At 36.5% G+C, this 12683-nt stretch carries 15 protein-coding genes; 5 read left to right on the forward strand and 10 right to left on the reverse strand.

Annotated features, from left to right (window positions below; translation table 11 throughout):
* Nucleotides 1-192 precede the first annotated feature (192 nt).
* The gene (locus CP363_RS06370) at nucleotides 193-1185 is read left to right on the forward strand and encodes an NAD(P)/FAD-dependent oxidoreductase (RefSeq protein WP_065989990.1); all 993 of its coding nucleotides are present in this window, start codon (nucleotides 193-195) and stop codon (nucleotides 1183-1185) included.
* Between the two features lie 9 nt (nucleotides 1186-1194).
* On the forward strand, nucleotides 1195-1845 hold the full coding sequence (locus tag CP363_RS06375) for a VTT domain-containing protein (RefSeq protein ID WP_005724245.1): 651 nt from the start codon (nucleotides 1195-1197) through the stop codon (nucleotides 1843-1845).
* Nucleotides 1846-1856: 11 nt separating this feature from the next.
* On the opposite strand, the gene CP363_RS06380 is transcribed toward CP363_RS06375, so the two are convergent.
* From CP363_RS06380 to CP363_RS06400, 5 genes are read right to left on the reverse strand one after another with little or no spacing between them, the layout of a single operon-like run.
* On the reverse strand, nucleotides 1857-2465 hold the full coding sequence (locus CP363_RS06380; protein WP_005721551.1) for a TIGR01906 family membrane protein: 609 nt from the start codon (nucleotides 2463-2465) through the stop codon (nucleotides 1857-1859).
* Complete coding sequence (locus tag CP363_RS06385) at nucleotides 2462-3232, reverse strand: TIGR01457 family HAD-type hydrolase (protein ID WP_013085888.1); 771 nt, start codon at nucleotides 3230-3232, stop codon at nucleotides 2462-2464. The genes CP363_RS06380 and CP363_RS06385 overlap by 4 nt, the downstream gene beginning before the upstream one ends.
* Nucleotides 3232-3822, reverse strand: a complete 591-nt coding sequence (locus CP363_RS06390; protein WP_005720505.1) for a YutD family protein — start codon at nucleotides 3820-3822, stop codon at nucleotides 3232-3234. The genes CP363_RS06385 and CP363_RS06390 overlap by 1 nt, the downstream gene beginning before the upstream one ends.
* Nucleotides 3815-5197 carry a bifunctional UDP-sugar hydrolase/5'-nucleotidase gene (locus CP363_RS06395; RefSeq protein WP_089147385.1) on the reverse strand — a complete coding sequence of 461 codons (1383 nt, stop codon included), beginning with the start codon at nucleotides 5195-5197 and terminating at the stop codon, nucleotides 3815-3817. Before CP363_RS06395 ends, CP363_RS06390 begins: the two co-directional genes overlap by 8 nt.
* Nucleotides 5198-5212: 15 nt before the next feature.
* Nucleotides 5213-5533, reverse strand: coding sequence for a hypothetical protein (locus CP363_RS06400; protein WP_005720507.1), 321 nt, complete (start codon nucleotides 5531-5533; stop codon nucleotides 5213-5215).
* 113 nt (nucleotides 5534-5646) lie between these two features.
* On the opposite strand from CP363_RS06400, the gene CP363_RS06405 reads away from it, so the two are divergent.
* Nucleotides 5647-7017, forward strand: a complete 1371-nt coding sequence (locus CP363_RS06405; protein WP_089142867.1) for a glycerophosphodiester phosphodiesterase — start codon at nucleotides 5647-5649, stop codon at nucleotides 7015-7017.
* 41 nt (nucleotides 7018-7058) lie between these two features.
* Here the strand turns inward: CP363_RS06405 and CP363_RS06410 are convergent, their stop codons facing one another.
* A complete protein-coding gene (locus tag CP363_RS06410; RefSeq protein ID WP_013085886.1) occupies nucleotides 7059-8060 on the reverse strand; it encodes a substrate-binding domain-containing protein in 1002 nt (333 codons plus the stop codon).
* A gap of 148 nt (nucleotides 8061-8208) precedes the next feature.
* Between CP363_RS06410 and CP363_RS06415 the strand changes: the two genes are divergently transcribed.
* Entirely contained in the window at nucleotides 8209-9315 is a 1107-nt protein-coding gene (locus CP363_RS06415; protein ID WP_005725547.1) for a Xaa-Pro peptidase family protein, read from the forward strand.
* Nucleotides 9316-9374: 59 nt separating this feature from the next.
* On the opposite strand, the gene CP363_RS06420 is transcribed toward CP363_RS06415, so the two are convergent.
* Together CP363_RS06420 and CP363_RS06425 are read right to left on the reverse strand one after the other, a co-directional pair.
* The gene (locus CP363_RS06420; RefSeq protein WP_005720511.1) at nucleotides 9375-9743 is read right to left on the reverse strand and encodes a hypothetical protein; all 369 of its coding nucleotides are present in this window, start codon (nucleotides 9741-9743) and stop codon (nucleotides 9375-9377) included.
* Between the two features lie 17 nt (nucleotides 9744-9760).
* Entirely contained in the window at nucleotides 9761-10186 is a 426-nt protein-coding gene (locus CP363_RS06425) for a DUF948 domain-containing protein (protein ID WP_005720512.1), read from the reverse strand.
* 108 nt (nucleotides 10187-10294) lie between these two features.
* Here CP363_RS06425 and CP363_RS06430 point away from each other — a divergent pair, with 108 nt between their 5' ends.
* On the forward strand, nucleotides 10295-11140 hold the full coding sequence (locus tag CP363_RS06430) for a mechanosensitive ion channel family protein (RefSeq protein WP_065989992.1): 846 nt from the start codon (nucleotides 10295-10297) through the stop codon (nucleotides 11138-11140).
* A 55-nt stretch (nucleotides 11141-11195) separates the two neighbouring features.
* On the opposite strand, the gene CP363_RS06435 is transcribed toward CP363_RS06430, so the two are convergent.
* Nucleotides 11196-11816: an XTP/dITP diphosphatase gene (locus tag CP363_RS06435; protein WP_089146245.1), complete on the reverse strand. Its 621-nt coding sequence runs from the start codon at nucleotides 11814-11816 to the stop codon at nucleotides 11196-11198.
* Nucleotides 11816-12622 (reverse strand): glutamate racemase, encoded by an 807-nt coding sequence (murI, locus tag CP363_RS06440; protein WP_089147183.1) that lies wholly within the window; start codon nucleotides 12620-12622, stop codon nucleotides 11816-11818. The genes CP363_RS06435 and murI overlap by 1 nt, the downstream gene beginning before the upstream one ends.
* Nucleotides 12623-12683 lie beyond the last annotated feature (61 nt).

Raw genomic sequence — 12683 nt, forward strand, 5'->3', positions numbered from 1 at the left:
CCTTACATGTCTGTTTTTAAGCTCTCGTCGCATCTCTCGAAGCGACTTTATTAATATATAATACTTGAATATTAATTGCAAGTATTTTTTTCAATAAAGAATTATGCTCGCTCTTAAAAAGGCGACTTCAATAATATACCTTAAAATTCATTTTTTGACAAGCTTATTTTTAAATGAATATTTACAAAATTCATGTTAAAGTTGATACATCACTACTTTGAGGAGGTCATTAAAATTAAAAAATTTGATTTAACTATTATCGGTGGCGGACCTGTTGGCCTATTTGCCGCGCGATTTGCCCATCTTCATGGACTCAAGACCGTACTGTTTGATTCATTATCTGAAACAGGCGGACAGCCACAAATGCTTTATCCTTTTAAGAAAATCAAAGATATTCCTGCTTACGACTCTATTACAGGAACTGAACTAATCGACAATTTACGACATAATTTAACGGATACAACTATTTTTACTAACCATAAAGTTGAAAATGTCACTAAACAAAAAGACGGCTTTATTATCGATGATATAGTTGCATCCCACAGCATATTGATTACCACTGGTGCCGGTGCCTTTAAACCTAAAGCTTTACCATTATCTATGGATGATGATACTCAAAAAAGGATTCATTACTTTATTAAAGATCCCCAAAAATTTGTCGGACAAACAGTTGGCGTCTTTGGTGGCGGCGATTCAGCATTAGACCTGGCACTAGAATTAGCTAATTATGCCAATGTCAAAATCATTCATCGCCGTAATCAATTTCGCGGTCTTGAATCTAATGTCAAAAAACTTAAGTCTTTAAAAAATGTTGAAATTTTAACTCCCTATCTTCCTAAACAAATCAATTTGGTTGATAATCAACTGAACGTTAATTTAAAAGAAATGGGAAAAGATAGTTTAACTAATATCAAGTTAGACCAAGCAGTCGTTGCATATGGCTTTAAAGCTAATAATCGCTTTGTCAAAAAATGGGGAATCGATTTAGCTGGCGCACAAATTAAGGTGAATTCAACAATGCAAACTAATATCGCCGGTGTTTATGCAGCTGGCGATGTTGTTACCTATCCTGGACGCGTCCCTTTAATCGCTCTCGGTTTTGGCGAAGCCCAGATTGCAATCACCGCGATTATGCGTGATCTTTTCCCTGAAAAAACTTTGACAATTCATTCAACTAGTTTTTAGGAGTTCCAGATGAGTTTAATCGATTTTATTTTGCACATTGATGACCATTTGATCACGATTGTTAACCAATTCGGTGGTTGGTCCTATTTAATCTTATTCGCTATCATTTTTATTGAAACAGGCTTAGTCGTTTTTCCATTTCTTCCAGGCGATTCGTTGATTTTTGCTGCGAGTGCAATGGCTGCTAATCCTAAGTATGGCTTAAATATTTGGCTAGTTTATCTTATAGTAGCATTCGCCGCCATAATCGGTGACAGTATCAACTATGAAATTGGTGCCTGGTCAACCAGAGCTGGTGAAAAACATAGCTGGTTCAATAAATTAATTAATCAAAATAATCGGTTGGCCGCTGAAAAGTTCTTTGAGCGCCACGGACCAATTACGATCGTTATAGGTAGATTTATACCATTTATTCGTACTTTTGTCCCATTCATTTCCGGCGGCAGTAAGATGCATTATGGTAAATTTATCACCTACAACATCTTGGGTGGCTTGCTTTGGACAGGATTGTTCACAATCATCGGTTTCTTCTTTGGCAATATTCCATTTGTAAAGGACCATTTTTCAATGATCGTAATTGCTATCATTTTAGTATCAGTTGTGCCAATCGCAATTGTCGCAATCAAGAAAAAAATATCACTCAAAAAAGAGTTCCACTAAGGAACTCTTTTTTACTTACGTAATAATTTTTCAGCAAAATATAATTCATAAATAACCCCAGCAACGGCAAAACAAGAAGCAAAGAAGCCTTCCGTTAGCACATTGATAATTGGGTCAGTATTAGGATCAAACAGCCAATCACTATTGTTAAACAAAATATGGTGAAAAATCACAAAGAAACTGTCGAAATTGGTTACTGCAAATGGAAAAATAATAATTGGCAATAATAGCAAAATAAGGGCTACTGATTTATCCAAATTAAGCAGTAGCTTTTTCTTTTGTCGTTTAAAAACAAAGTGCACTATGATGCAGATAATAAAAACTAATAGAGTCAGAATAAATAAATGCTTACATTCCGCAAAATGTTCTGCCGCATTAGCAGATGTAGGGAAATTATCCATTTTAAGCTGCTTTTTAAAGGGCCAGAGCAAATAAAACATCAGCTGGTTATAATTATGCATTACCTTAAACAAAGACATGTGAACCGTCTCATATGTCTTTTGTACGATCATAAAAATAAACAATAATGGCCAACTAGCCACAATTGCCCCAATTACACTGCTAGAAACAGCAAACAAAAAATGATAAATCAGCGAAAAAATATTGTTTTTAGTAATCATAATTCAAATTCATCTAGGTTATTAACTAAAATTGTTGGTTGACGTTTATCTGCAATATCCACTTTGGTCGTCACACCTGTCAAAGTCAACAACTGATCTACTCCACTATTAAAGCCAGCTTTAATATCGGTATCGTAATTATCACCTACCAAAAGTGCCTCATCTTTGCTATAGCCAACTTTATCCAAAGCCATTTTTACAATAATTGATTCAGGCTTACCAATATACAGTGGCTCTACTCCACTTGCTGCAGCAACGAATGCACATTGTGAACCATTGCCTGGAATTAGCTCATCCTCTGCTGGTAAATTCATATCGGCATTAGTCCCAATAAAAGTGGCTCCACGTCTAATCGCCCGTGAAGCTACTCGTACTTTATGATAAGTCAGATCTGTATCCATACCGACAATTACATAATCGGGATTTTCTTCATTAATTTCAAACTCTGGATGTTGCAATAATTCACGCCAAAGACCAATCTGCCCAATAATATACAAGCCGATCTTTTCCTTGTGTTCTCTTTGTAAAATATAGCTAGCTGTGGCCATACTTGGCGTATAAACATGGTCCGTATCAGTTTCGATACCGTGTCCCTTTAGTTTATCAACTACCATTTGCGGTGTTCTGGTCGTATTGTTGGTTAAAAACAAATAGTCTTTCCCTGCTTGAACTAAACGATGAACAAATCTTACTCCTGATTCAACTGTTTCCTTACCACGATAAACAGTTCCGTCTAAGTCAATTAAAAATACCCGGTAATCTTTCACTAGTTTCCCTTTCTCTTTTTAATAATAAATGAATGATGCCGTCCAAATTCTTTTTTCACTGCAATTGATTGTTTTTTCTTAAATTTAGTTTGATGAACACGCCGCTTCTTAAACGGATTATTTTCATTTTTATTCTTCCGATAATTTCGACGTCGTGCATGATAACGCTCATTTTTACCAAAATCGCGCTCGCGTCGTTCACGTGATCGCCGTATTTTAGTACGTTGATGCTGATAATAATGTACTGGATGCGTTAATTCCAAGATAAAATAAGGTCCGCCGGGATTACAATATTCCGTTAAATAATCCACGATCGCCATTTCTTTTTTATCAATTGCGGTTCTAGCACCGTCTTTATAAAAGCCTTTCAAGCGTAAATGTTCACTAGAAACGTCCCCCACCAGATAATCATACTGGTCAAGATAAGGATCATATTTTTTACGCAAAGATTCTAAATCAAGTGCGTCTCGCTCATTGACAATGATGCTATAAAGCTGCGCACCAATCTTAATGCTCTTACCATCTTGCACCACGTCAGCAAGTGGGTGTCTAATTGGCTGTTCTTGTTCAAATTTATTTTCTTCAGTCATCTTTTTCACTTCTCGCTGTTAAAGGATATTTTTCAGCCAAATATTTACCAACAACTTCACGTAAAAATTGTGGGAATAAAAACTCATTTTCACCGACAATAGCCAAAGTTGGGAAAAATGGAACTAAGACATAATGATCCAAACAGGCAATTTTATATTCTTTTTGTGGATCAATTTCATGCCCATTGACGTAAACTACACGTCTACGCATATCAACCTTGATCCCTTTGTAATACATCTGACCAAAAATTTTTCCTCGAAAACTCATCCCTTGCAGTGGAAAATGGTCTAGGTAATGCCGATTCTTTTCAATTTCCATCACTAGTCGCCACAAATCATAACCTTTCAAGGTTGAACGAACAACGTGCATTGGATGCGGTAAGGCATTTTGTAAATCATATTGAGTAATTATTCCACTCTTAAACGGGGTCAAGAATAGGCCTGAGCTTAAAATGGCTAAATCTGTTTTAGCAAAATCAGCAATCGCATCAAGAGAAACTTGAACGGCTGCTACTTTATCATCCGCAAATTTTTCAGGTAAATTAGCCACTTTTCGTTCTGATAAAAGTCGCTTACCTTCATCATAGTAGCCCTGAATTACTGCCTTATCTTCCGGTTCTTCTGGCATCGAAGCAGTAGAAATAGTGCGAGGTACTACCTTAATCACGTGATGATCTTCAAGTTCTAGATGAATATCACCCACATAGTTTCCCCATTTACCTGTTTGCGTAATCCAAGTATGCCCCACTTTTTCACCATGTTCAATCAGATCATGGCTGTGGCCTCCTACAATTAAATTAATTTGAGGATAATGTTTAGCTAACCAGCGATCCATTTTTAATCCAACATGAGTCAATAAAATTAAGACATCATACTTGCCTTCAATTTGAGCTAATTCGTGATCCATACTGTCACCTAACATCTTGACATGCCAATGATTAGGACCATAAGTCATTGGATAAGCTGCAGTCAGGCCAATTAAAGCAATTCGCGTCTTTTTCTTAGTAGTTAAAAACATATGGCCGACTGCCCATTTAGGCATTGATTCATCTTCTTCACGCAAATTTGCTAAAACTGTCGGAAAGTCCGCATGATCAAATAAATGTTCCAATACCCAATGTGGATTAGAAATTCCCTCATTATTGCCAATCGTAATTGCATCATAGTTAAACCCATTCATCAATTTGATGTTGGCTTGACCTTCCGTAGCATCAGTTAAAGGATGAGACCGATCCATAAAGTCTCCTGCATCAAAAGTGTAGATATCATCAACCGATTGATCAGCCTGCGCTTTTTTCAAGTAACGTCCGATTTTAGGGAAATGTTCAAAATGTGAATGAAGATCATTGGTATGTAAAATTCGCAGTTGTTCCATTTTTTATGCCACTTTCTAACCAATTCGATTGGCTTTTAAGATCATATTATATGCGTCTAAAATTTTTCCCTTAGGTTTATCCCATTCTACCCATTTTGGATTTTTCCAATCACTTTCATTAGTCAAAGTCTGCAAGTCATAAGTATCATTGATATATTTTTCATAAGCAATCAGTGCCTTAGTTCGAGGAATATTCAGCTGCAGTATTTTGACTTTTTTAATTAAGCCATGATCTGCAGCTAATTCTGCAATTCCATTTTGGTCAATATTAGAGATTTCATAATATCGACTGCCATCATTTCTGGTAACTTCTTCAATTAAGTCCAATTGTTCCATTAAATCTCATCCTTTAGATTTCAATCATACCGATTACTGATAAAAGAATAGTACTATAAATAGAAAAAAATGTGTAACCATGCTATTGTTAAGTATGCGATAGAGGTGTACACATGAAATTTAAAAGCCGACTCGTTTGGGTTCTTTTTTTTAGCTTAGTCTTTTTCATAAATAGTGGTTTTACAGTTGTAGGGCACCGTGGTGATCCCATCAAATATCCTGAAGAAACAATTCAGGCTGACGATTCCGCCTTTAATTCTGGTGCTGATTACGTTGAACTCGATCTCCAGCTCTCAAAGGATGGAGTTCCGGTCATTGCACATGATGATGACCTCTTCCGAGTTACTCATACACATGCAATTGTATCACAAAATAATTTTACAGCACTTAAACAACTGCAATATGACAATGGCGAACACGTTATGTCACTCAGTGAGCTTTTTAAGCATTATCAAAATAAACCAAACACTAAATTTGTCTTAGAGACTAAAATTGATCATGGATTAAATCCGTCCTATGAGTTAGAGGATAGAATCGCACAAATAGTTAAAAAATACCATATGCAGAAAAGAATCATGATTCATTCATTTTCCGCTGCTAGTCTCTTTCACTTTAGAAAAATTATGCCTGAAGCTTATCTAATTTTGATCGTTGGCAGCCTGAAACGCATTAATTTCAGTAATTTACCTCAAGTTAATGCTATCAATGCTTCTTCTGATATTGTGCAAGAGCATCCCTTTTTAATTCACTGGCTTCACAAATTACATAAGCAACTGTTTGTCTGGGCCGAAATGGACGAATCGCCTGCCCTATGGCATTGGCTAATTAATCGGAATGTTGATGGCGTGGTTACCAACTATCCCGCTACTGGTTTTAAATATAAATTAGCCAAAAGTGGCACTAAAAAGTACGCTATTAATAGAACTGGAATTTATTTTGGTAAAACTAAAGCCGCTACAATGATGAATCCGTATGTTCGCATCAAAGAAAAGAAGTACGTGCAACCAGGTCAAAAAGTCAATGTCACTTATGGCGTCCGTGTAGATGATCGCTTATTTTATCAAATTGCTGAAAAAACTTTTATTTCGGCAGAATTCGTTAATTTTGACTTAACAAAGCGAGATATTGCTCCTTATCAAAATAAGAAAATTATCGCTAAACCTAACCAAAAAGTTACAATTTATCGTTATCCTGATAACCAAGCCAAAACGCAGCAAAAATTACCCGCAAATCAATTATTAAAAATTCAAAATTTTAATGGTAGTCCTAAAAACATGTGGATTTATACCAAACTAGGTTGGGTTAAGGCAAAAGATATCTTGTTCTATGGCTTCTTTAGTCAAGACGATTTCAGAGATTATCAGTCCTTACCACGGGTCAGTCAGTACACTAATCTCGTGCTTTTGCCCTATAATCCTAATCAAGCAATTGCGCCAACCACTTTTACACAAAAGCTTCAACAGATTAACAAAATTATCTACTAAAACAAAAAGACCAGTAAACTGGTCTTTTTTGCTTCACTTAATTATTGATTTAAAGTACTTTGCTTTTTAACTAATTCATATGGCAAAACAATATGAGTATCATCTACTTCTTCATTGTTCATCAACTTAGTCAACATTCTCATTGCTACGGCACCCATATCATAAAGTGGCTGCTTAATCGTAGTCAAAGCTGGACGAACAACAGAAGCTAACTGCGTAGCACTGGCGGTCACGATTTCCAAATCTTCTGGCACTTTCTTACCTGCATCCATCGCAGAATTCAAAATACCAACTGATGAAATATCGCGAGTAACAATTACACCATCAACGCCATCTTTAACTAATTGTGGGTATAAATTATAACCATCTGAATAGTCTTTAATATCAGTATAGATTCGAGGAGTGCCCAAATCATTTTCTTCCATGAATTCTTCATAAGCAGGGATTCTGTTTTCGCTGTTAACTACAGCATCTTGATCACCAACTACGATTCCCAAATGCTTCTTACCATCATGGTACATCAAATTTAATGCTTCAGTATCAGCCTTCTTATAGTCAATTGTGACAGAAGCAAAATCATCACGATTATCTTTAGTACCTGCTAAAACCACAGGAGTATCAGTCCGCTTAAAGGCATCAGCTGCTTCATCTGATAAACGGTTAGACATATAAATTACACCGTCAACTTGCTTATTCAGCAAACTTTGAATAACTTGGTCTTCCTTCATCAAGCGGTTTTCAATACTAGTAATAATGATGTTGTATTTATATAAAAGTGCAATATCATCAATACCCTTAGATAATTCTGCAAAGTATAAATTAGTTAAATCTGGGACAATTAACCCTACTGTAGTAGTCCGCTTAGAAGCTAAACCTTGAGCTACAGCGTTTGGTTGATAGTGCAGTCTTTTAATAACTTCGAGAACACGGTCACGTGTCTCTTTTCTAACATTACTATTACCATTCACAACACGAGAAACCGTAGCCATTGAAACCTTAGCTTCCCGAGCGACGTCATAGATTGTAACTTCTTGTTTATGCATCTCTTATCTCAGTCCTTCCAAAAAATTCTTCACTTAAAGATATCACGATGCTGCATAAAATGCAAACGTTTACAGATTTTCTTTCATTTTTTCATTAAGAAATCATGATATACTACAGTCAACATAATTTGCAAGAAAAGAGGACAATATGAACTTAGATAAATTACAACAATGGTTGCAAGACTCCAATAATGATCTTGCTTACATTTCTAATCCAATTACCATTTCCTACTTCACTGGCTACTCAATGGAGCCCCATGAAAGAATCTTTGCTTTAATTGTTTTAAAGGATGCAGAACCTTTTATCTTCTGTCCTGCCTTAAATGTAGAAGAAGCAAAAGCTTCCGCATGGGATGGCGACGTTATTGGCTACCTTGATTCCGAAAATCCTTGGAACATCATAGCAACTAATGTCAAAAAGAGAACTCACGATACCCATAATTGGGCAATTGAAAAAGATGATTTGTCTGTTGCCCACTACCAGCTCTTACGTGGTGAATTTCCTAACGCTAGTTTCACTAACGATGTTTCACCTTTTATTGAAAAACTTCGTCTTTACAAGACACCTGAAGAAATCAAGAAGTTGCAAGGCGCTGGTGCAGAAGCAGACTTCGCTTTTAAGATTGGCTTTGACGCAATTAGAACTGGCGTCACCGAAAGAAGCATCGCTGGACAAATTGATTACCAACTAAAAATTCAAAAAGGTGTTATGCATGAAAGTTTTGAAACCATCGTACAAGCTGGTAAAAACGCCGCTAATCCTCACCTTGGTCCAACTATGAACACTGTTCAACCAAATGAATTAGTTTTATTCGACTTAGGTACCATGCACGATGGTTACGCATCAGATTCTAGTCGAACTGTTGCTTACGGTGAACCTACTGCTAAGCAACGCGAAATTTATGAAGTTGATCGTGAAGCTCAACAAGCCGCAATCGAAGCTGCTAAGCCAGGAATCACCGCTGAAGAATTAGATAGCGTGGCTCGTGACATCATTACTAAGGCTGGCTATGGTGAATACTTCATTCACCGCCTAGGTCACGGCATTGGTAAAAACGTTCATGAATATCCATCAATCGTACAAGGTAACGACTTAGTTCTTGAAGAAGGAATGTGCTTCTCCATTGAACCAGGTATCTACATCCCTGGCTTTGCTGGTGTCAGAATTGAAGATTGTGGTGTCGTTACTAAGGACGGCTTTGAAACCTTTACTCACACTGACAAAGACTTAAAAGTTTTACCACTTAAAGACTAATTTTAGTCATAAAAAAGGAGCTGATCATCACGACCAGCTCCTTTTCTTTTTGACTTTAATTAAGCTTGTGGTTTTTCTGAAGTAGATGCTGCATCAGTATCATCTTTTTCAGCATTGTTCAAATCGTTAACTGACTCTTCAGCATTTTCACTGTCATCGTCATCTTTATTTGAGTCATCGATTACGATGTCGTCAAAATCCTTCAATTCTGAATCATCTTCAACATTCTTAGGGAATGATGCTAATTGATTCTTAACGATTTCAGTACCATTGTCATACTTCTTCTTCAAATCTTGAAGCTTGTCATTATCTTTAATCTTGTTCTTAACGTCATCAACTTGTTCATCACTAACAAGAAGTGAACCTGCGAGAAAACCTGCTGCACATCCTGCAACGGCACCTAATAAGAAACTTGCGAATTTTTTCATGGTGAATTCCTCCTTTATTAATTTTCACCTCTGCGACGCTTGCGTCTTGCAAATGCCGTCGCAGCTATTGAAGAAATAAGACCCGTACGGCTTAAATGATTGCTGCTAAAGCGTTTAGCGATCTTTTTAGATGAATCGTTTAATTCTGATACGCTTTCGCCTAAATCTGCAGCAGCTTTAACAACTGGATCTAACGTCTTCATTTTACCATTAACATCGGTCATTAGGTCATTAGTTTTATCTAACAAATCCGAAGTTTGATCCATCAAGCCATCCATATCTTCAGAAATTTTCTTCATTGACTCGTTAGTTGTTTGAATAGTTGCACTAGTTTCTTTCAACAACTTCGCGGTCCGAATTAGCATTGGAATCGTAAATAATACTAAAATTAAGAATGCAATCGCCGCAATTAAGCCTGCTAAAGCACCATAAGAAATTGTCATTTTCTACCTCCATCAACATCTAAAAAAAGTTTAGCATGAATATCCTTTATTCTCAATTAATGTCTTGTTATTCTTAATTATACCCGTAAGCAATAGAAAGGACACCAAATGAAGATTCCTACTCACATAAATATACAGAAAATTGAAATTGATTGGAGTAAAATTAGCCAAAATTTATTGTCAATTATTTGGCAATTAGCTATTACTTCACTCATTTTTTACCTTTTATCCCATTTTGGTCATAAAATAATTAATAATTACTTAGCCAAGCATAACACAGTTAAGAATAAAAGAACTCGAACTATCACAGCTTTGATTAACAGCGTTTTTCAATATACCCTTATCTTCTTCTATTTATTCGGTATTCTCTCTATTCTAGGTGTACCAGTTGGCACCTTGTTAGCCAGTGCTGGAATTTTTTCCCTAGCTTTAGGAATGGGCGCACAAGGCTTTGTTAGTGATTTGGTCAACGGTTTCTTTATTCTAAGTGAAGACCAATTTGATGTTGGAGATTTAGTTCAGATTGGCACTAATGTTGGTACCGTCGTGCAACTAGGCCTCAGAACTACTCGTCTCAAGGGTTCAGATGGCTCAATTATTTTCATCCCTAACCGCAACATTACCATTGTGCAAAACCTAGCCCATGGCGGTGTAGCACTAGACATCAATTTGGATCTTGATACTAAAAATGATATTGATGAAGTTAACAAGTTAATCAAAGAATGCAATCGCAAGATTCAGCCAGAAAAAAAGACGATTGTTTCTGGACCTACTATCGTTGGTGTGACTGAGCAAACAGGAAAGAAATTTGTTTATTCAATTCACTTTCAAGTTAAACCTGGTAAACAAGCCGCTGTGAGAAATTTGTATTTAAGTAAATATATTCAAATTTTACGAGAAAATAATATTGTTTTTGCAAGTACAGAACGACCTGCAAAAACTACTGCAAAATAAGTAAAAAATAGCTCAGTTCAAATCATACGAATGACCCGAACTGAGCTATTTTTATCTAATCAAACTGTTCTAACCAAGCTGGCAATTCTTGGAGCAATTTTCGCACTGCATTACCACGATGAGAAATCTCATTCTTTTCATCAGTAGTCATCTGTGCAAAAGTTTTTTCTTTTTCTGGAATATAAAACAATGGATCATACCCAAAACCATCTTCACCACGTGGTGCGGCCAAAATACGACCACTGCAAGTACCTGACACAACCAAGTCTTTATCAAATTCACCTGGCATTGAAACCACAATCGTAGTCCAAAACTTGGCCGTTCTTTTTTCATCTGGCACACCGCCTAAATTAGCTAATAACTTTGCGTTATTCTTTGCGTCATTGTGAGCTTCGCCTGCATACCGTGCACTTCTAACACCAGGCTCCCCATTTAAGGCATCAACTATTAAGCCCGAATCATCTGCAATCGTTGGCGACTTGCTAAAGTTAGCTAATTCATGGGCCTTAATCTTGGCATTAGCTTCAAACGTATGGCCACTTTCAATCGGATGAGGCGGATTGTCTAAGTCAGCATTCGTCTTAATCTCGATATCTACCCCAGCTTGTTTAAAGGCTTCTTTTAGTTCTTTTGCTTTACCTTGATTACCAGTCGCAAATAAAATTTCTTTAACCATTATTCATTCTCCGTATCCACATGCTTAGAAGTTAAAGTAGCATCATCCATGAATGTTCTTGCTAAACGATCAAAGCTAGTTGGATCGCCTGTAGTATAATATTCATGACTGACTTTTTCATTACCATCACTAAACAAACCATCGCGCCGCATCACATTAAACGTATACTGTGCAACTTGATCTGCAGGATCCAAGATAGTAACATTTTTATCATTAATTGCTTCTTTAAATTCTTTCTGAATCAATGGATAATGCGTACAGCCCATAATTAAAGTGTCAAAGTCTTTTCCTTGTAAGGGGGTCAAACTCTCTTTAACTACTTTTAAGTTGGTTTCATGATCTTTTTGAGCCTCCACAAGTGGTGCAAGTTTAGGGGCAGCTAATTCCGTTACCTGAATTTCTGGATCACGGAAACGGATCTCTTTAGCATAAGCATGTGATTCTGCTGTTGCTTTAGTTGAAACTACCGCAACTTTTTTATTCTTAGTTGTCCGTGAAGCGGCCAAACTCCCCGACTGAATAACTCCGATAATTTGTGGATCGATTTCTGTTTGAATCGTACTCATAGCCATTGCTGTCGCAGTATTGCAGGCAAAAATTATCAGCTTAACATTTTTCTCTAACAAAAATTGGACTGATTTTCTAACTAGTTCAATAATCTCTTCTTTAGTTCGATCGCCATACGGCATATGAGCGTTATCACCAATAAAAACAGTTGATTCATTAGGCAATTTTTCAATTACTTTTTTTGCAACAGATAGGCCACCTAGCCCTGAATCCAATAATCCAATCGGACGATTATCCATAATAAAACCCTCTTAAAATCAAAAATTTATTTTCTACTTATACTAGTTTACGGTAAAATAA

Origin of the sequence: Lactobacillus sp. UMNPBX12 (assembly GCF_002553955.1) — a bacterium.
GTDB classification, from domain to species: Bacteria; Bacillota; Bacilli; order Lactobacillales; family Lactobacillaceae; genus Lactobacillus; species Lactobacillus crispatus.